The sequence below is a fragment of the Pseudoalteromonas sp. PS5 genome (genome assembly GCF_004103255.1).
Classification (GTDB): Bacteria; Pseudomonadota; Gammaproteobacteria; order Enterobacterales; family Alteromonadaceae; genus Pseudoalteromonas; species Pseudoalteromonas peptidolytica.
On the sequence record NZ_RCSQ01000080.1, the window covers coordinates 1 to 18,449 of the forward strand.

The 18,449-nt window shown below is 40.2% G+C and carries 21 protein-coding genes, 4 tRNA genes and 2 pseudogenes; 13 read left to right on the forward strand and 14 right to left on the reverse strand.

All coding sequences use genetic code 11. The features are described 5' to 3' along the window. From D9603_RS10800 to D9603_RS10825, 6 genes and pseudogenes are all read right to left on the reverse strand, one after another. Window positions 1–850 (reverse strand): IS110 family transposase (locus D9603_RS10800; protein WP_128731310.1); only part of this gene is annotated, 850 nt, incomplete at its 3' end. Window positions 851–949: 99 nt separating this feature from the next. Further along, window positions 950–1,885, reverse strand: a pseudogene (opgC, locus tag D9603_RS10805) (OpgC domain-containing protein); the annotation flags it as partial. Window positions 1,886–2,027: 142 nt separating this feature from the next. Beyond that, a tRNA-Val gene (locus tag D9603_RS10810) sits at window positions 2,028–2,104 on the reverse strand. Window positions 2,105–2,124: 20 nt separating this feature from the next. Continuing rightward, window positions 2,125–2,201: transfer RNA gene (locus D9603_RS10815), tRNA-Val, on the reverse strand. Window positions 2,202–2,308: 107 nt separating this feature from the next. Further along, window positions 2,309–3,304, reverse strand: coding sequence for a DUF3080 family protein (locus D9603_RS10820; protein ID WP_128731312.1), 996 nt, complete (start codon window positions 3,302–3,304; stop codon window positions 2,309–2,311). After that, window positions 3,279–4,636 (reverse strand): annotated as a pseudogene (locus tag D9603_RS10825) (MATE family efflux transporter). The gene D9603_RS10820 and the pseudogene D9603_RS10825 overlap by 26 nt, the downstream one beginning before the upstream one ends. A gap of 226 nt (window positions 4,637–4,862) precedes the next feature. Between D9603_RS10825 and D9603_RS10830 the strand changes: the two are divergent. Further along, entirely contained in the window at window positions 4,863–5,510 is a 648-nt protein-coding gene (locus tag D9603_RS10830; protein WP_128731313.1) for a riboflavin synthase subunit alpha, read from the forward strand. A gap of 296 nt (window positions 5,511–5,806) precedes the next feature. Here D9603_RS10830 and D9603_RS10835 read toward each other — a convergent pair whose 3' ends face one another. Together D9603_RS10835 and D9603_RS10840 are read right to left on the reverse strand one after the other, a co-directional pair. Further along, complete coding sequence (locus D9603_RS10835) at window positions 5,807–6,010, reverse strand: CPXCG motif-containing cysteine-rich protein (RefSeq protein ID WP_125252704.1); 204 nt, start codon at window positions 6,008–6,010, stop codon at window positions 5,807–5,809. Between the two features lie 70 nt (window positions 6,011–6,080). Next, window positions 6,081–6,935, reverse strand: coding sequence for a fructosamine kinase family protein (locus D9603_RS10840; RefSeq protein ID WP_128731314.1), 855 nt, complete (start codon window positions 6,933–6,935; stop codon window positions 6,081–6,083). 125 nt (window positions 6,936–7,060) lie between these two features. Here D9603_RS10840 and D9603_RS10845 point away from each other — a divergent pair, with 125 nt between their 5' ends. Then, a complete protein-coding gene (locus tag D9603_RS10845) occupies window positions 7,061–7,753 on the forward strand; it encodes a DUF445 domain-containing protein (RefSeq protein WP_125252706.1) in 693 nt (230 codons plus the stop codon). 118 nt (window positions 7,754–7,871) lie between these two features. Here the strand turns inward: D9603_RS10845 and D9603_RS10850 are convergent, their stop codons facing one another. Beyond that, a complete protein-coding gene (locus D9603_RS10850; RefSeq protein WP_128731315.1) occupies window positions 7,872–8,216 on the reverse strand; it encodes a DUF3718 domain-containing protein in 345 nt (114 codons plus the stop codon). Between the two features lie 446 nt (window positions 8,217–8,662). Between D9603_RS10850 and D9603_RS10855 the strand changes: the two genes are divergently transcribed. The 5 genes from D9603_RS10855 (at window position 8,663) to D9603_RS10875 (ending at window position 13,755) form a co-directional block, all read left to right on the forward strand. Next, entirely contained in the window at window positions 8,663–10,045 is a 1,383-nt protein-coding gene (locus D9603_RS10855; protein WP_128731316.1) for an amidohydrolase, read from the forward strand. A 12-nt stretch (window positions 10,046–10,057) separates the two neighbouring features. Continuing rightward, on the forward strand, window positions 10,058–11,287 hold the full coding sequence (locus D9603_RS10860; protein WP_128731317.1) for an amidohydrolase family protein: 1,230 nt from the start codon (window positions 10,058–10,060) through the stop codon (window positions 11,285–11,287). Window positions 11,288–11,722: 435 nt separating this feature from the next. After that, window positions 11,723–11,941: a hypothetical protein gene (locus tag D9603_RS10865; RefSeq protein ID WP_128731318.1), complete on the forward strand. Its 219-nt coding sequence runs from the start codon at window positions 11,723–11,725 to the stop codon at window positions 11,939–11,941. A gap of 723 nt (window positions 11,942–12,664) precedes the next feature. Next, a complete protein-coding gene (locus D9603_RS10870) occupies window positions 12,665–13,366 on the forward strand; it encodes a hypothetical protein (protein ID WP_128731319.1) in 702 nt (233 codons plus the stop codon). A gap of 35 nt (window positions 13,367–13,401) precedes the next feature. Next, on the forward strand, window positions 13,402–13,755 hold the full coding sequence (locus tag D9603_RS10875; RefSeq protein ID WP_128731320.1) for a hypothetical protein: 354 nt from the start codon (window positions 13,402–13,404) through the stop codon (window positions 13,753–13,755). Window positions 13,756–13,823: 68 nt separating this feature from the next. Here the strand turns inward: D9603_RS10875 and D9603_RS10880 are convergent, their stop codons facing one another. Genes D9603_RS10880 through D9603_RS10900 form a run of 5 tightly spaced genes read right to left on the reverse strand, consistent with a single transcriptional unit; the run spans window position 13,824 to window position 15,840 of the window. Beyond that, on the reverse strand, window positions 13,824–14,153 hold the full coding sequence (locus D9603_RS10880) for a TusE/DsrC/DsvC family sulfur relay protein (RefSeq protein WP_128731321.1): 330 nt from the start codon (window positions 14,151–14,153) through the stop codon (window positions 13,824–13,826). A 5-nt stretch (window positions 14,154–14,158) separates the two neighbouring features. Further along, window positions 14,159–14,413 carry a DsrH/TusB family sulfur metabolism protein gene (locus D9603_RS10885; RefSeq protein ID WP_128731322.1) on the reverse strand — a complete coding sequence of 85 codons (255 nt, stop codon included), beginning with the start codon at window positions 14,411–14,413 and terminating at the stop codon, window positions 14,159–14,161. Further along, window positions 14,410–14,769: a DsrE family protein gene (locus D9603_RS10890; RefSeq protein WP_128731323.1), complete on the reverse strand. Its 360-nt coding sequence runs from the start codon at window positions 14,767–14,769 to the stop codon at window positions 14,410–14,412. The genes D9603_RS10885 and D9603_RS10890 overlap by 4 nt, the downstream gene beginning before the upstream one ends. Continuing rightward, window positions 14,766–15,119: a sulfurtransferase complex subunit TusD gene (gene tusD, locus D9603_RS10895; RefSeq protein WP_128731324.1), complete on the reverse strand. Its 354-nt coding sequence runs from the start codon at window positions 15,117–15,119 to the stop codon at window positions 14,766–14,768. Before tusD ends, D9603_RS10890 begins: the two co-directional genes overlap by 4 nt. Window positions 15,120–15,174: 55 nt before the next feature. Further along, window positions 15,175–15,840, reverse strand: a complete 666-nt coding sequence (locus D9603_RS10900; protein ID WP_128731325.1) for a Bax inhibitor-1/YccA family protein — start codon at window positions 15,838–15,840, stop codon at window positions 15,175–15,177. Between the two features lie 295 nt (window positions 15,841–16,135). On the opposite strand from D9603_RS10900, the gene D9603_RS10905 reads away from it, so the two are divergent. The 6 genes from D9603_RS10905 to proQ all read left to right on the forward strand — a co-directional run bounded on the left by D9603_RS10905 (window position 16,136) and on the right by proQ (window position 18,442). Then, window positions 16,136–16,226, forward strand: a tRNA-Ser gene (locus D9603_RS10905). Between the two features lie 42 nt (window positions 16,227–16,268). Beyond that, a tRNA-Ser gene (locus D9603_RS10910) sits at window positions 16,269–16,359 on the forward strand. 181 nt (window positions 16,360–16,540) lie between these two features. Further along, window positions 16,541–16,918 carry a hypothetical protein gene (locus D9603_RS10915; RefSeq protein ID WP_128731326.1) on the forward strand — a complete coding sequence of 126 codons (378 nt, stop codon included), beginning with the start codon at window positions 16,541–16,543 and terminating at the stop codon, window positions 16,916–16,918. A 121-nt stretch (window positions 16,919–17,039) separates the two neighbouring features. Further along, window positions 17,040–17,498: a GAF domain-containing protein gene (locus D9603_RS10920; protein ID WP_125252716.1), complete on the forward strand. Its 459-nt coding sequence runs from the start codon at window positions 17,040–17,042 to the stop codon at window positions 17,496–17,498. Further along, window positions 17,498–17,776, forward strand: a complete 279-nt coding sequence (locus D9603_RS10925) for a hypothetical protein (protein ID WP_125252717.1) — start codon at window positions 17,498–17,500, stop codon at window positions 17,774–17,776. The genes D9603_RS10920 and D9603_RS10925 overlap by 1 nt, the downstream gene beginning before the upstream one ends. A 15-nt stretch (window positions 17,777–17,791) precedes the next feature. Further along, window positions 17,792–18,442, forward strand: a complete 651-nt coding sequence (gene proQ / locus D9603_RS10930; protein WP_128731327.1) for an RNA chaperone ProQ — start codon at window positions 17,792–17,794, stop codon at window positions 18,440–18,442. Window positions 18,443–18,449 lie beyond the last annotated feature (7 nt).

The window sequence follows — 18,449 nt, forward strand, 5'->3', positions numbered from 1 at the left end:
CTCTTGCGCCATTAATTAGCTGTGTTCTTAAATAAGTATTCCCTCGTTTACTTATCCCTTTTAACTTAGGGTTATCACCCGTTGTATGTTGTTTAGCAACTAAACCAAGCCATGCGGATACATGACGACCATTTTTAAAGTCTTTTCCATCTCCTATTGCACTGTAAAAAGCCGTTGCTATGATAGCCCCTATTCCTGTCATTGTTTTTAACCTTTGGCATACTTCTTTTGTATTGCTAAGTTCACTGATTTCTTTATCCAAAGCATTGACTTGTTTATCCAGCTCGGTCAACTCGTCATACAAGCTCGCTATGTGTCTGCGTGATAACACGGTTAGTTTATTGTCTGCATCTTCTAAAATATCAGGTACTGCTTTTCTAACCTGATTTGCCCCTCGGGCGATAATTATGCCGTACTCAGCTAATAGTCCTCGTGTTTGATTTATTATTGCTGTTCTGAATTTTATTCTTCGCTCTCTGATGCGATGCAAAAGTTGAATATCTTGCTGCTCAGTGTTTTTTACAGGTACGAATCGCATATTCGCACGTTGTGATGCTTCAGCTATCGCCTCAGCATCATTAAAGTCATTCTTATTACCTTTTCGGTAAGGAACAACATACTGCGGTGCGATAACTTTAACTTCATGACCATAACTTTCTATGGCATGTGCCCAGTAGTTAGTTGAGCCACAAGCTTCCATAACAACAATCGAAGGCTCTAAATTAGCAAAGTACTCTTTGATATTTGCACGTTTAAGTTTTCTCTTTTTTAGAACCTTGCCTAAGTGAGATAACCAAACTAGGTGGAAAATGTTCTTGGCGATATCTAAACCTATTGTTACTTTATTCATGTGACTCTCTCTGCTTTGTTTATGCGAAAACTTACCCCAAACTAATATGGCGCATTATGACGCCGATGGGGAGTGGAGAGAGTCCATTCCATTAATATGCTAATTATATGGCTTGCTGAAAGGCTGTAAAAAGTAAATAACAATGGTATGAAAACTAAAGACGGGTAGGGCATGTTGCCCTAAAAAAACTGGATATTTCAACGTAAAGACAAAAGGAACGCTGCGCATTAACAACATAAAGAGATAGATGACAAGCAATAAGTTGAATTGGTATACGAGCGAAGCGCTACCGCTACCATAGACGTACGGCTGCATTAACTCAGGAGCCGTGTGTTTAATGACGACTATAGTTCCGAGCAACGAAAGTAGAAAAACTTTAATGCTCAAGGGAAAGCTAAACTTTATATTCTTATCATATTTTAAGTAGCTAAGGAGGACACCCATATAAAAATAAATTTGCCATGAAAAGGGGTTAAAGTAGCTAACATTCGTTGATACATCTAAACCTAATAGCTCAAGCAACGGTGTAAACCACTGCATAGTTACAAATTGAGACATCAACCAAATAAAGACGGTGATGGCTGCAACCCTAGTCGCATTCCCTCGTTTGATGGCACTAATAGCAGAAGGAAGTAAGATCATAGGGACTAAATACAATACTAGAATATCGTGGTAGCCCGGTTGCTCTAACAATAGAAAGGCTAAAAAATAGCTCTGCGTGGGGCTGACAAACCAGTTCGCTGCGTTAAAAAATCCTGACCATTGTGATACGTATATCGGAAATATTCCGGCTAACGTAAAGGTTAACGTGATAGCTAATATATGAAAGCTATAGATAGTCCAACAACGCCGCCAAATTTTAGTCTTGAGTTTAGCGCTGTCTTCGCTGTATCGTGAGTAAACCAAGTAAGCAATAAAGCCTGACAAGAAAACAAATCCTTCGGCTGCAGACACAAGTCCTAATGGTGCTCGGGTGATCTGTGGAATGAAATTACCATATAAATGATTACAGGTAATAATGATAAGAAGCCAACCCCTTAACCCATCATTAAAAAATTAGTATTACTTTGTTCCTTTTTTAAAAATATTGCTAATGAAATATTCTAATAGACATATATTTTGCAAAAATTTGTATGGAGATAAGGAAGTATTGGATATATTGAGACTTATTGAGTTTTGGTACAACCGAGTGGATTCGAACCACCGACCCCTACCATGTCAAGGTAGTGCTCTAACCAACTGAGCTACGGTTGTACAATTTTTTGAGGTGTTTTTGGTACGACCGAGTGGATTCGAACCACCGACCCCCACCATGTCAAGGTGGTGCTCTAACCAACTGAGCTACGGTCGTACTGACGTTTATCAGGGGAATCCCTGTCAACGCGTTGTAATATATAGTGACTGAGCGGTTGGATCAAGCGCCTTTCCTAATTTTTTGATTGTTTGCCTTTTTTTTGTTCATGATGGTGTTATTTCACACAGTTTATAAAAGTTTTGCCACCAAATGACGTGCGCTTTAGCAGAAGCTTTGAGTTCGTCTAAATGCGATTGCAGCATGAGCGGATCAGAAATGCCATGTTTTTCAAACACTATCTGAATAGGTTGCCAGTCTCGGATGAGCTGCTGTGTTATTGATGTTAACATTGCTTGATATGGCTGTATATCGTTCAGGTAGTACTTAGAGAAAACATTACTAATAATCTGTGCCTGTTTTCTGTTACTCCCTTTGCGACACACGCCTTCTTCTAGCTTGAGATTTTTCATTTGTAAAGTGGCAGCGGTATTGAACTGTGTTTGTTTACGTAAACTGGTCAAAAGTGACGATATAAATCGGTGAGATAATATTTTTAATGCAGGAGTTATAGTGGTTGCTGCAATCTGATCGGGATCATTTATATTGACAGCCACATCAGCGAGTATATTAACAGCCGCTAATGTGTCGCCCATTAGTGCAGTTGGTTCTGGTGGGATCTCTGAGGTAGTTAATAACCCAAGGCTTGCGAGCTCTTTTTCATTAGTCATCATATGTAGAAAAAACAAAGGCAGTTGCGTTCGCTTTTCTGCCAGAGCTTGGGTCAAGATTTGGCTGAGTTCTTTTTTGGTTTTGGGATGAGTAATGCAGTCGGGAGCATGCTGAAGGAACTCAATAGTATACTTTAATCGCTCACTCGGATAACTTACTTTCCCTAATTGGTTGTTCTGAGCTGCAATTAAGTTCGTTATTTTACAATGCCCAGTTTGGGCAATATCTAAAACAGAAATGCTCAGCTCGCTTTGCGGCTGAGATACTGTTTGTATGTCAATGTTATGAAGTGGTTGAGGCTTAACCACTTCAATATCACTGGCTGAAGCAAGTCTACTTTGATAATTTGCAAACGTATCCGACGGCTGCTTTGAGCAAGCAGTCACAAGTAATATGATAATTAGACTAAGTATTTGCTTTGCTAATTTCAAAATTCACCCTCTTATTCACGCATGTCACCAGCAACACCGCTGCGGTACTCAACCCGATTATGATACCAATCCAAAACCCTTGTGGCCCCATCGCTGTTGTGATCCAGTCTGTCTTTGCCAATATGTACCCCAGAGAAAATCCAATTAACCAATAAGATATAAATGTTACCCACGATATTGGCTTGGTGTATTTTAATCCCCTTAGCACGCCGTTTGCAGAGACTTGTAACGCGTCTGGTAATTGATACAAACAGGCTAAAACCATAATACTGGTCGCAAGTGCAGCAACTTCCTCATTTTTCGTATATAGCCACACAATACTATCTCTACTTATATACGTTACCACCGCGACAAATAGTGCAATTAAGATTGCCAAAGTAAAGGCTGTTTTTATTGCAACCCGAAGGTTGGCTGTTGCCCCTTGTCCAGTTAAATTTCCAATACGTATAGCGATAGCCATAGATAAACTAAGAGGCATCATGAACAACATGGTAGTTACACTTGCTGCAATCTGATGACCGGAGACAGCTATTGAGCCTAAATCCGCAATAAATAAAGGAATACAAGCGAACAGCGTGACCTCAAAAAACGTTGCTAGGGCAATGGGAAAGCCAAGTGCGGCAATATACTTCATGACCGATAGATGTGGCTTGGAAAACCCAGTAATCAGAGCCTTACCTGGAATATGTTTACTTTTTAGGCTGTAAAGCCACTGTACGATTGCCATAGACCACAGCACAATTGTGGTGGCTAAACCACACCCAGCGCTACCGAGGGCTGCGCGCCAAATTTTCCGTAAATAAAGATGTAGTTCGCAATGATGTTGATACCAAGCCCCACGACACTGATATAGAATGCGGGTTTGGTCTGTCCTACACCTTCTGTTACGTTGCGATAAACTGTGAATATTAAAAAGCCTAAGAGTCCCCATTTAACAAAATCGATGTAACCTTGTGCGAGACCTTGCACATTGTCACTAGCACCGATGTTGCTAAAAACAACTGGCGTATAATTAGCAATTAAGATCCCGATAGAAAACAGCCCTAAAGATAAATACATACTTTGCTGAAAAAACTGTTTTATGCCAGCTTGGTCATTAGCACCATGACAGTGTGCCACTATACTCGTTAATGCCAACAAAATACCTTGCAAACTGAATATTAAAGGGTTCCAAACACCCGTCGCTATGGAAAGAGCGGCGAGGTCTTCAGCGCTTACCTGGCCTGCCATCATAGTATCTACAACGGTCATGAGTACTAAAGTTACTTGTGCAAGAAAAACGGGGATAGCCAACTGTAACAAACGTCTAGCTTCCCAAGTTGAGAAATTCATGATGCGGTACTGCTTGAGGAATAAAACGTTATTTTATTTTAGCAAAAGACATATAGCAAAACTTTGCGCTTTAATACATGCGGTTGATATCCGAAGGCTTAATTGTTTTCTAGTCTGGGCTGCGATCCAAGTTAAACTAACAGGAGGTAAAATATCATGTGGATATTGAGTACACCTTTTCAGTTGATTTAGTTACAATCCAGTTTCTGAAATCATGAGGGTAGATATGTTTACTGGAATTGTTCAAACCAAAGCGACAGTTGTATCAGCCAAACGAGAAGAAAACCTAGTCAGGCTAGTGGTGTCTGTTGGCAGCAAATATTTAGATAAACTCACATTAGGTGCAAGTATTGCGATTAATGGATGTTGCCTCACCGTAGTGCACTTTGAACGATTAGACAATGATGTGGTCGGTCAGGTTAGCTTCGATGTGATTGATGAAACGTTAACGTTAACAAACCTAGGCAATATTACGCGAGGAGAGCAGGTTAATTTCGAGCGCTCAATGACATTTGGCACAGAGCTTGGCGGACATATTATCTCAGGGCACATTCAAACTTCTGGCCATATTAGCGTGATTAAACGCAGTGCTGGCAATGTAAAAATGCACATTGCTCTACCGCAAGCATGGCTAAAATATGTTATGTATAAAGGCTTTATTGCAGTAAATGGGGCGAGCCTTACAGTAGGGGAAGTGGACAAACATGGCTTTTGGCTTCACCTAATACCAGAAACATTGGCGCTAACCAATTTAGGTACTTGTAGTGAGAATGATACTGTTAATATTGAGGTCGACCAGCAAACCTACACGATAATAAATACCGTAGAAAATTACATGAAAAAGCAGTCCTTGCTGGAGCATGTTAGCGATTAAATGGTGTCGTGGGTGTTTCGCTTTTTTGACTTTTGCTGACGATACGAAACCAACTAGGCTTTATACTTGCTCAATATCAAGGAATGAATCTGACGCGGATTGCGATAAACATTTATTTAACCAGAAGTTTGGAGAAGGAGTGCTCTACCTCTTTACTGTCAGGGCACAACTTGCTTTACCTTCTTATCTAGCCCGAGAGTTTTAGGGAAAGCTGTATTGTCGACAAGACTTTCTCGCTTCAAAACAGAAATCTTAAGCAAGCGAGTCCGTATCTTTGAGCCTACACTTTAAGTTACTCAAAATATTTGCTCATCGTCGCTATCAACTCTTAACTCAAGTTTGTTATGCAAATGATCGAGATGCATATTTAGATGTATTGGGCTACAGCATGCTGCGCAGTCCTCATAGTAGTCTTGATCACCTTCACTGGTATCTAGGCTAACGAAAATATGGTGCCCGCAGTGCGGGCATTCGATACGTTGCTGGTATAGATTTTTCATTGGCCCCCCACAAATATTGGCCAAGATGTACTCCAACTAATTATAGTTCATTATGACGAAAATATGGCAATTACTTGAGTATTGCATTTACCTGCTCTGCGGCATCCCGTAGGTATTTGCCAGCAAATAGGTTAGCTTGAACTAACAGTGTGTATAGCCTATAAATTGCTAACCTTTGCGACGCATTGTCAGCAAGTGGGTAGATTGAACTATAACCTTGATAAAATGCCTCTGGGAGTGGGGCAAATAAAGAAGCCGTAGCGATATCGATCTCCCTATCCCCATAATAGCAAGCCGGTGAAAACAACACTGGCTTGCGCTCACTGAAACCAATGTTGCCATGCCAAAAGTTACCATGAACCAATGAGGGCGCGACATGATGTGGCAATAACGGTTTGAGGTGCTCTACAAACGTATCTATATCGGTCAATACAACGCCTTTTTCAGCGAGTAATTGAAGCTGCCAGCCGATTCTTTCCTCGGCGAAAAATACTTCCCATTTTTTGTGCCACTGATTTGGTTGAGGTAGCTCATGGATATAGTTATCTTCTTCCAGTCCATACATCTCTTGCTCGTGACGTTGATGCAGTTTTGCTAGGTTTTCACCGCATTCAAGCCAATTTTCGTTACGATGATCAAGTTCTAGCCACTCTAATACCAAAAAGCAAAATTCTACACTGGTACCGAGGGTAATGGTGTCTGCGATTAAAAAGTCCGAATCGCGAATGAGCTTCTCTCTGTTGTTTACTTCACACTCAAAACGCTCAAGCGCTTGTATGGGAGCCACCTTCACCAGAAATTGATGATGCTGGTTAGAAATTTTGTATAGCTTTTTAGAGCCATAGCTTTTAAGTGTCTGTTTTGAAGACAGTTCAAATGTTTCATGAAGAGATTCAGAGATTTGTTGGTTGACCTTGTTCCACATAAGTAAGATCCAACAGAGCCACTTACTTTAAAATATGGTTGAAATTCTCAAGATCACAAATACTTGAGGCTTTTTTATAAAAAAAATAGAATATCGGTCAAGCGATTTTATCCAAAGGAAGTACATTGAATAAAAATATCATTACCAATTTGATTGCGGCGGTCATCACAGTATGCGGCCTGGTGTGGCAGCAGGACGTGGTGTTTTCAATAGGGCTATTTGCATTATCAGGAGCGATGACAAATTGGTTGGCGATACATATGTTATTCGAAAAGGTACCATTCCTATACGGCTCGGGGATTATCACGATAAAGTTTGAGTCGTTTAAAGCATCTATTCGAGAACTTATTTTGAGTGAGTTTTTCAGCAAAGAAAAGTTAGAAAAATTTTTAAGTAATGAACATCCCAAATTCGATTTAACTCCAATAGCGAACAAAGTTGACCTAAACCCTGCATTCGACAGATTACTCAACGTGATAGAGGCCTCTCAATTTGGTGCAATGTTACAGATGTTCGGTGGTACAGAAGCCGTCCAGCCACTGAGGGAACCATTTATTGAGAAAATGCGCGTCGCTATTATTGAGCTTGGTGAACAACCCGAGTTTGACGCTGCTGTTAGCGAAGCCTTGAGTGCTGGACTAATGGGAGATGACATTCACAAGACGATTGAAACGGCAGTAGATGAACGACTGAACGAACTGACTCCTAAGATGGTGAAGGAGATTATACAAAATATGATTAAAACACACTTAGGCTGGCTGGTAGTTTGGGGTGGTGTTTTCGGTGGATCGTTTGGTTTACTAACAGCGTTAGTTTGACCTATTCAATGGGTTAATGCTCAAGTCATCGCAGTTTTCTGGGGATAATGATAAAGGCGTAGTCAGGGTATCTACGCCTTGGATACTAATTGCTAACTTAGAGTCGCCGGCTTAGTGATTACCTTGAGCCGGAGACATGTATGGTTTTGTCAGAGATTTTTGCAATGTCTTTGATGCTGGTTTTTACATTTTCATCAGCACCTAAATACTTTGCTACAGTATTGAAGCCATAGGTGGCTGCAAATTCGCCGACAGGAAGATCGTTACAGTGTAGCTTGTCTTCAATGATACGCTTATCTAAACGGCTACTTTTTAGTGTGTTATGTAGATGTAGCTTGTTGTCTTTAACGACAGACATACATACTTTGGTGGCGACCGAGTCGTCTGCGGGACTGAAATTAGCAGCTGATGCGCTCGCGGCAGCAAAAAGTGAAGTAAGACATACTAAATTGAACAGTTTCATGATTAGCTCCTTGGCTATCTCTTGGACACCTAGTTAGTATTGCCAAAGATCCTCGTGAATGCTGTAAATCAAGTAATTCGGAATGTAATAGAGTATTACAAGTGTGTATTTGTTTTTTACTTCCCTGTTTTAAAAGGTATTTTTTTCTCCACTCCGTCATATTTGGAAAAGTTTTTTTATCAAAATAAGAATATTTACATTTAATTAATGCGGCATCTCACAAAAGCATGCGATTTTTTAACCAATGGACGGAAGTATGTCAAAACGTGTCAATACTGACGTTAATTTACATTCCAGATCAATGGTTAGATTTTGTCTCTCCCGAATGTCAAAACATAAGTTATAATAAGGGGCGTTCGTCGTAATTACTTGTCACTAAAGCGCATAATTGCGTAAATTAGTGGTGTACAAGTTAAAGTCACAAAAAAACAATAGAGATGACAAAAATGGTTAAATATACTCCCTCCATAGTTGTAGCTGGTATTGCCGCTGCGCTGATGGGTTGTCAGGACAACGGCCCTCAGAAAGAAAAAGTAACAATAGAAAAAAATCCCTATCCGAGCACGTATAAAGCAGTACCTTCACGATCCACTTTAATTACTAATGCAACTGTGTTAACGGGGACTGGTGATAAGATTGAGCAAGGTGATGTGTTTATTGTTGACGGGAAAATCCAACAAGTTGGCAAAGATTTGTCCGTCACAGCTGATACCACAATAGATGCACAAGGTAAGTGGGTCACGCCCGGCATTATTGACGTGCATTCACATCTTGGTGCTTACCCTAGCCCAAGTGTAGAGTCACACAGTGATGGTAACGAGATAGTTAACCCAAATACCTCACAAGTTTGGGTCGAACATTCTGTTTGGCCTCAGGATCCCGGGTTTAACCGAGCTCGGGAAGGGGGGATCACTACATTACAGATCTTACCAGGCTCAGCCAATTTATTTGGGGGTAGAGGGGTTACATTGAAAAATGTGCCAGCACCAACAATGCAAGCGATGAAGTTTCCAGATGCACCTTACGGCCTCAAAATGGCATGTGGTGAAAACCCTAAGCGCGTATATGGATCAAAGGGCGTCGCACCGTATACTCGTATGGGTAATATGGCTGGCTATCGAGAAGCGTGGATTGAAGCCGGTGAATACAAGCGCGCTTGGGAACAATATGAAGCAGAATATGCTGCTGGCTTGAATCCAGATGCACCGAAACGTGATATCAAACTTGATACCTTACGTGGAGTGTTAGACGGCGAGATTTTAATTCATAACCATTGTTATAAAGCTGAAGAAATGGCCATGATGATCGACTTGTCAAAAGAGTTTGGTTATCACGCAGGGACATTCCATCACGGTATTGAAGCATATAAAGTTGCTGATCTTTTGGCTGAAAATGGTAACTGTGCGGCACTTTGGCCAGATTGGTGGGGCTTCAAAATGGAAGCGTACGATATGGTTCAGGAGAATGTTGCTATTGTTGATGCAGTTAAGAACTCTTGTGCAGTGGTTCACTCAGATTCAGGTACAACTATCCAGCGCCTAAATCATGAAGCATCAAAAGTGATGAATACAGCTAATCAGTCAGGCTTCAATATTAGTGAGCAACATGCTATCAAATGGATCACTGCCAATGCAGCAAAATCTCTTGGGATCCAAGACAAAACTGGATCGCTTGAGCAGGGTAAGCAGGCCGATGTGGTGATCTGGAACACGAATCCTTTTAGTGTTTATTCTCAAGCAGAGCAGGTATTTATAGATGGTGGCAAAGTTTATGACCGCAACGATGAAAAATACCAAGCAGTTAGTGACTTTATGTTAGGTCAAAAGTAAGGAGTTGATGAGATGAAAACCATGAAATTAGCCATGATCACTAGCGCTTTACTTGCTCATTCGGCTGCATTTGCAGAAGTCACTGCAATTACAAATGCTACTCTACACACCGCGACGGCTGAAGGGGTGATTGAGGGGGCCACGCTACTAATTGAAAACGGTAAAATAAAAGCGATTAATCCAAATAACATAAATGCTGATGTGACGATTGACGCCAGTGGTAAAATTATCACGCCAGGGTTTATCGGCTCCATGAACCAACTAGGTTTGGTTGAGGTGGGGGCAGTCGCAGCCTCTCGGGACGCCGGTGATGACGCAGCTGGTATAGACTTTGATGCAAGTACTGCATTTAACCCTCGTAGTAGCTTGATCGCGTACGCAAGAAAGGGTGGTGTTACACAAAACTTAGTTACGCCTTGGGGTGGCAAAAGTGAATTCGCAGGGCTTGGCTTTGTGGTTGATTTATCGGGTACGTTTGATAGCGTAACTGATAGGCAAAGCGCTTTAGTTATTCACTTGGGTGCCAAAAGCGAAGGGTCTCGTGCAAAGTCATTAGATAATGTCGTCAAAAAGCTTGCGTCGCACCAAGAAAAGCAAAATAAAAAGGATGATAAAGACAAAGCTAAACCAACCGCTGAAGAGCAGGTGTTAACTCAAGTGTTAGCGGGCGAAATGCCAGTTATTGCTTCGGTATCACGAGCTTCAGATATATTAGAAGTGATTAAAGTTAAGGAGCAGTTTGGCCTTGACCTAATCATTAAAGGTGCTAATGATGCTGTATTAGTCGCTGACGAGTTAGCTAAAGCTAACGTGCCAGTTATCCTCAGTGCGGTGTCAAATTTACCCTCTAGTTTTGATTCTATGCACGCAAGCCTTGATAATGCTGGAAAGCTAGAAAAAGCCGGGGTGAAAGTTATTTTGTCCATTGGTGGTGATGGAAGTCACAATGTTTACCAGCTGCGTTTTGATGCAGGTATTGCTGTAGCAAATGGTATGAGCCATGCTGGCGCATTAAAGGCAATTACTGCAAACCCAGCGGCTGCGCTTGGTATTGATGGTGGTGTAATAGAAGTTGGCAAGCGCGCAGATATTGTGATGTGGAGCGCAGATCCTTTTGAATTTAGCACTACAATTGATAAGATCTGGATCAATGGCGAGGAAGTGTCTACCGAGTCACGCCATGATAAACTAAGAGACAGATATACGACAGATTCTGATATGCCAAGAGCGTATACGAAGTAATATAGTTAAGAATAGCTTAAAAAGCCTAAAATCGTCTAAGGTTTTAGGCTTTTTAAATTATAAATAGCTTTGTATAGCGTTGCTATTTTTCAAACAGGTTATGTACTCGTGAATTCAAGCCCGAAGCGTACTTCTCGTTAAATTAGGCTGCTTTGCGTAATTCATCGAAATATTACGGCTGATTGCCTAAGCCCTAGGAATTTTCTCGGCCTCGCATTTAGCGCCTGTTTCTTTTTTCACTAGTATATAGCGAAGTTTAGGTTGAGATTAATCAGGCACCGTCACACTGAGTTGAAATCTCTATCTTAATAATATTGTTGTTTAAAATATAATAATCTAAAATATTTAAAATTCTCTTTTTATTAATGTTGATTTTGGTTGTTTTTTTAAACTACTCTAAGTTTGGTTTTAAAGTAAATATTTAAGGATAAATATATGAAAAGAACATTTGGAATAAATGATTTTATAATCTACTTTGCTTTTGCCTTAGTCTTCAGCTGTAATGCTCAGGCTAATTCTGAACTAAACACTGATCTTAAACATAATATGACAGCCTGCCATGGATGTAGCGAAAGCTATAGTCAATCTGCCGCTAAAGACACATGGGAACCTGGGGAAAGTGGCACTATTTTCGTATTTAATTACCCAGCATGAACACTTAAAAAGTATTATGTATATTATGAGTGGATCCAAGTTGACCCTACCCTGCGAGTCCCAAAAAAAGAGTGAGAGCTGAAGTATTATCATCTAGAGAAAGAGAGTATGGGCAAAATATTGTTCAAGTCTTTAATGATTTTAAAGAGCGCTCATTAACCTATGAAGTTAACCGAGGCTCTCTCCATACTGATATAGTTGTTAGCTCAAGTCCCTATGTAACAACGCTTATGACTTTGTTCGGAGTTCACAAATGCGAGATGAATTATTTGATACGCACTTTCGGCTTGGATATAATAGAGTTTCAACCTTAGTAAATAGGATTACTTCTGCTCTTAACATAAAAAGATTTGCGATCTTTTCAGAGAAATTTGATTTTAATATAATTTTTCCAGATGGCTCATACGTAAAAGTTGAACCTAACCTACATAGACAAACCTATAGCATAGTTGAAGTTAAAGATGGAGACGGCAACACCATCCCTGTCACGCCCCCAATACACCACAGTATTATCAGCATAGGCAATGGGCTCGTTATGAAAATTTCAAAGAGTATATGTCAGAGCTAGGTCTAAGAATGCGACAAGCTGAATTGTCTCGTTCTTGCCCGAGAATAAAGACGAGTTGCACTATTTCCTCTGACAATAGTCGGATGACCTGCTTAGCGTCTTGTAGTTAGTCAGTGACTTTGTAACTCATTAATATTATATAAAAAGGAATAATTATGAATATTAACTTTAAGATCTCATTTGTATTTATCTTGTTTTTCAGTTTTATTTGCCATTCAAGCACAGAGAAAATGAGTAGTAATCAATTTAGATTATTAGGTGGTTGCCATGGATGCCAAGATATTGAGGCTAGAAGTGTTGCAATAGAAATATTAGGCATAGGCAATAATGGCATTGTTTTTATTTATGATTTTGTAAATAGAAACTTGAGCAAGGTCGAAATTTATCATGATAAAGCGAGTGTTGAGGGTGAGCAAGTTTACATACCGCAATACAGAGTACTTTCATTAACTGAAAAAGAGTCAATGGCGCTTGAACCACTAGAATCATTATTTCTGGAAAGCTTGAATTATGGTAGCTATTTGAGCGAATCACCCTACTTGATAGCAGCTCACCAGGTTGAAGGGGATTGGAGCAAGGAGAATGCAAATGACTTTATCTTAACATCGGCGATGAGAAGTAGCTTAAATAAGGAAATTATTGTTAATCTAAAAAGTCGTATCAAGCCTTTGCTAATTTCAATTAGAGATATTTTGGATATGGATACCAATGAACTTGTAGATTTAAAGCTCCTTCATAAATTAGTGTTTACCGATGGAAGTTATGTGCTTGCGGTTGAAAGTGAGCAAAGTGACGGCGAGGATTTTAAAGTACTTAATGCTTACGATAGCCAGCATAACGTGTTGGAAACGTACTAAGAGAACTGATTCCAAATGCTTAATTAGGAGCCAATATGAAAAAATATCTTTTAGGGCTATTATTAATATTTCTCTCATTAGTGAGCTTTATAGCATACTGTGGTTTTCAAGCTAAATATAATGTCTTAACCAGCTGTCATATGTGCTCCGATCTAAAAAAACAAAGTGAGGCAATTAGAGCGCATACGGGGCAATTAGGAGAAAAGGTTTATGTCTATGACTATAGCTCACGAAGCTTGTCAAAATATCAAATAGCATCTAAGTTGGTATTGACGGACAATGGCGTTGTGGATATTGATTATGCAGTGCCTGAACCATTGTCTATAGATGAACGGTTGGCTCAAGTAATGATTGATAAAGTTTTTGATGGGGTAATTGCTTCAAACTAATTTGAACTTATTATGATTAAATATGAAGCTTATGGAGTAATAAGCTTCATATTTTTTATCAAGTATTATCAAATACATTTGGCGGGTTTTGGCAATCCGGCTATTTTTGTTGCTTGTTTGGCTGGGCCTTTTGGAAATAGCTTATATAAATAGATGCTATTACCTTTATCTTCGCCTAGTGCTTTAGCCATTGCCTTTACCAGCATGCGGATCGCGGGGCTGGTATTGTATTCGAGATAAAAATTTCTCACAAATTCAATGACTTCCCAATGTGCATCTGAAAGCTCAATATTTTCTTCTGCGGCTAGAAGGGGTGCTAAATCTTTAGTCCATTGAGTATGATCTAGCAAATAGCCTTGTTTATCTGTCTCGATAGTTTGGTTGTTAAATTTTAGCATGATGATTACCAAGTAATTGAATTGTTCATCGTAATGGTCAGCTCAACCCAATCTTTGTCAGAAATAAGCTTTACTCCGGCTTCTGGGACAATACCTCTGGCACTGGCGCAAGTTTGCAGCATCACCACATTTGCATCCCCAGCTGAGATACGCGTTTGCCCAAAGCAGCCATCATTACATAATAAAATTGTGTCGTGATGGGATACAAACTGCAACTGATTGCATGCTTCGATACTAGAAATAATATGTAGCGTACTCATAGTGTCACCACAAAGTCATGTTGTTTGATTAACGCAAGGATTTCATGTTGATTTTTGATTTCAGTAGCAACAGCAAGGGAGTGTGCTGATACGTTAAACTCCTCCATCGCTGACTGACAGGCATAAACCCGCTCGACATCATAAATTTCCAGAGTTTTTAATTGCTTAAACATGTCTTTTAAACCCAGTAGTGGAGCATTAAGGGCTTTCTGGAGCGATAGCACAGCAGAACCGGTAAAAAGCCAACTTACTTGTTGATCAATCGCTGCATAGATTAGTGCGACATCGAGCGCTTCTTTCAGACTATTTTGGTCAAATGGACTGGTTTGAGAAATAATTAACACGTTTTTACTCATTTAAACTGCATCCACTTATCAGACTTACTCGAGATCATGGCAAACTCCGCAAGGCCAGCAACGGTGAAAGGGCTAACGTCTTCGATGTTAACGCCGCGCTTTTCCGCAGCGGTGACACACAGCAACAGGGGGATCCCTTTATCTTTGATGCGTTGCCAAAGTGCGTTTAGTTGCAATTCGTCGGAAGCGTGTATGATATTTTGACTGGCGTGATAAACACCATCTTGGTATAGAAAGATACATGCGATTTGATGGTCACTTTTAATAGCGGCATCGACATACCGTTCTAGTAAAGTTAACTTTGACTGTGCAGCTACGCCAAAGTGCACTGATATGGCTATTTGACTCAAATTTTACTCATAAAAAAAGCCCCGTAATGGGGCTTATTTTATCAGAAATTCTGAGTTAGTCATCCGACGCACCTAAAAGGGCAAGGATACTGGTAAATAAGTTATAAATACTTAAATACAAGCTCACAGTTGCAAGCACGTAGTTTGTCTCGCCGCCGTTGATAATTCGGCTTGTATCATAAAGGATAAAGCCAGACATTAATAAAACAACTGCCGCGTTAATTGCCATAAACGCGATGCTCGATCCAATGAACAAGTTTACTAGGCTTGAGATAATAACCACGATTAAACCAACCGTTAAAAAGCCACCCATAAACGAGAAGTCTTTTTTGGTTGTTAGTGCATAAGCGGATAAACCAAAGAAAATGAGTGCGGTCGTACCAAGCGCTTGTGCGATTAGCATACCACCGTTTGGTAATGCTGCGTAATGGTTGAGCATCGGACCTAAACCAAAACCCAGAATACCGGTGAACAAGAAGACCAAACCTATCGCGGATGAAGAATTTGCCTTTTTACCTATTACGAATAACAAGCCAAAAGCCACAAGTGAACATACAATCCCCGTAATTGGCGGAAGTGCCATTGTCATAGAAATTGCAGCGGTTACGGCGCTAAATGCCAATGTCATAGCCAATAGGAAGTAAGTGTTTTTCAACACTTTATTGGTTTCCATTGTCGACATTAACGGTTTTGCAGTGTTGTATGAATGATTGAATGCCATGATTCAAGCTCCTTAGTAAAACATGCTGTCCCAAAAATAACTCGGACAAGAGTATCAATAGTTATATGTTGGGGCAATGGTTTCTAGATCAATATCGCTGTTAATGTGATTGTATATATCATAGTTTCTTTTTAGCTTAAGACATTGAATATTGTGATAAGTTCGCAGAAACACAGCAAACAGCTTAATTTTGATTGCTAATTATCCGAAAGGGGCGAAATTTACGCAAACAGTCAAAAAATTTAAAAAAAAGCTTCACAAGCGCAGGGGGATTCTCTATTATTCGCCCCGCTGCGGAGAGATGGCTGAGTGGTTGAAAGCACCGGTCTTGAAAACCGGCATACGTTAATAGCGTATCTAGGGTTCAAATCCCTATCTCTCCGCCACTTATTTTTGATTTATGCCACAATGCGTAAATTTTAGGTTTTGGAGAGATGGCTGAGTGGTTGAAAGCACCGGTCTTGAAAACCGGCATACGTTAATAGCGTATCTAGGGTTCAAATCCCTATCTCTCCGCCACATTTCAAGCCCTCGAATTCGAGGGCTTTTTTGTTTCTAGTATCAAGTTTTTCCGCGCTATATTTTCAGCCGTATATACTCGATTAAAATCCCTATTAGACCAAAGTCTGCTAGTGCAGGGTCTTGGCTTGCACAATACTCTATCATGTTGAATAAATAATATGTGTAGAGAGTGTTGAATATGAAACAAGTTGGCAAAGGGGTAGGGTTTTCTTTATTGTCCCCATTGATCGTAGGCAGTGTACTTGGTATCTACTACAGCTTTACACTCGGTCGCAGTGAGATGTTCTTTAACTTACTACTTAGTGCAATTTCGAATGCTTATATCGTTGGTCTTGCCATGTGCCTATTCGTTGTCCCTGGATATATCCTCATGTTTAAGTACAACAAGGTGCAATATAGCGGTTTGCTAACATTGGGTTTACTTGGTGGTGCGCTATTCAGCTATCTTTTTTCCACACAATCGGGAGTGGGTTTTATTGTTAACGCCTTAATGTCAATGCTAGCAGCAGGGCTTTTCTTGTTTGGTTTGCGGGCACGCAATCATAAAACTGAGTGATAATTGACCGAGTAGCGTAGCTTTTACAGATAATTAATACTTTTTCAGTCGAAAAGGTTTTAATTATTTCTCCGAAAGAGTACCTTTAGCTTTTGTCGTTCAATTCGTGAATTTGATGGTAATGCAAAAGCAAGATTTTTATCAAACTTTAGTGAAACAAGCTCAGGGCTTGATCAGTGGTGAGCATAACATGGTTGCCAATATGGCTAACTTGAGTGCGCTTTTATTTACAACCCTTGAGGATATCAACTGGGCTGGGTTTTATCTTATGGACAGTGCAGATGAACTTGTACTTGGACCATTTCAAGGTAATCCAGCTTGTATCCGTATACCCGTAGGAAAAGGGGTGTGCGGAACTGCTGCGGCAAGCTGCGAAACGCAGCTGGTTGAAGATGTTCACGCATTTTCGGGTCACATTGCATGCGACGCGGCATCAAATTCAGAAATCGTCATCCCTGTCTTCAAAGATAATAAAGTGATAGCTGTGCTAGACATCGACAGTCCTAGTCTGGCAAGATTTGATGAGCAAGACAAAAAAGGCTTAGAAGCATTTGTTAAAGTTTTTGAGGAAACACTTTAATGAAGGATATGCTTCAGGTACAAGATTATTTGTTTTCCTATGCCGATGTTGGTGATTGGGAAGGCGAAGAAGAGGTGGTTGCAGAGCGCTTAAATGAGCTTATTCATCACGCCTGGGATTTACTCCCTGAAGATTTAGATTGCGATACAATTGATAATCTCATCGAAGGCATTTGGGAACATCTTCGCGGTGATTTGGCACTTCTTGAAGCAGATATAGAAGAGCTAACTGACTGGGTAACACACTATATAAACTCGTCGCTCGATGAGCAGATGTAATTAATAGGTTTAAAAATGGAAACCACAAACAAGCTAAAAGACATAAATGAAGTATTAGACTTCTTATTTTCCGAATTTCCTAAGTGCTTTAAGCAAAAGGAAGGGATCAAACCACTTAAAGTAGGTATTTTTAAAGATATCGCAGAGCGTATTGAAGGGTCTGACAAAGTCAGTAAAACTCAGGTACGTCAAGCGCTTCGTAAATACACATCTAATTGGCGCTATTTAGAAGCTGTCACTAAAAATGAGTTCCGTATTGATCTTGATGGTAATCAAGCTGAAAAGGTTGAGCAGGAACATGTGGAGCATGCGGAAAAGGCACTTGCTGAGAGCCGCGCTAAAATGGCTAAACGCAAAAAGCCACAGCGTCCAAACAATCGTGATGGCGAAACAAAATCTTACAAAAAGAAACCACATGGAAGGGATCGTCAAGACCAAAAACGCCCTAAAATGAATAATAAACCTGCTGAAGTTAAACCTAAGCGCAGTGGTAAAGTTGAACCTTTACCAGCAGAACAGGTCAAGGTTAATAACAAAGTAAAAGTTAAGCTTGGTCAAGCGCTTGTTAATGCTACTATCACTGAAGTTAAAAATGACGAAGTGCACGTAGAGCTTGTAACAGGAATGCAAGTTAAGACCAAAGCAGACAGCCTATTTATCCAATAAGGAGTTG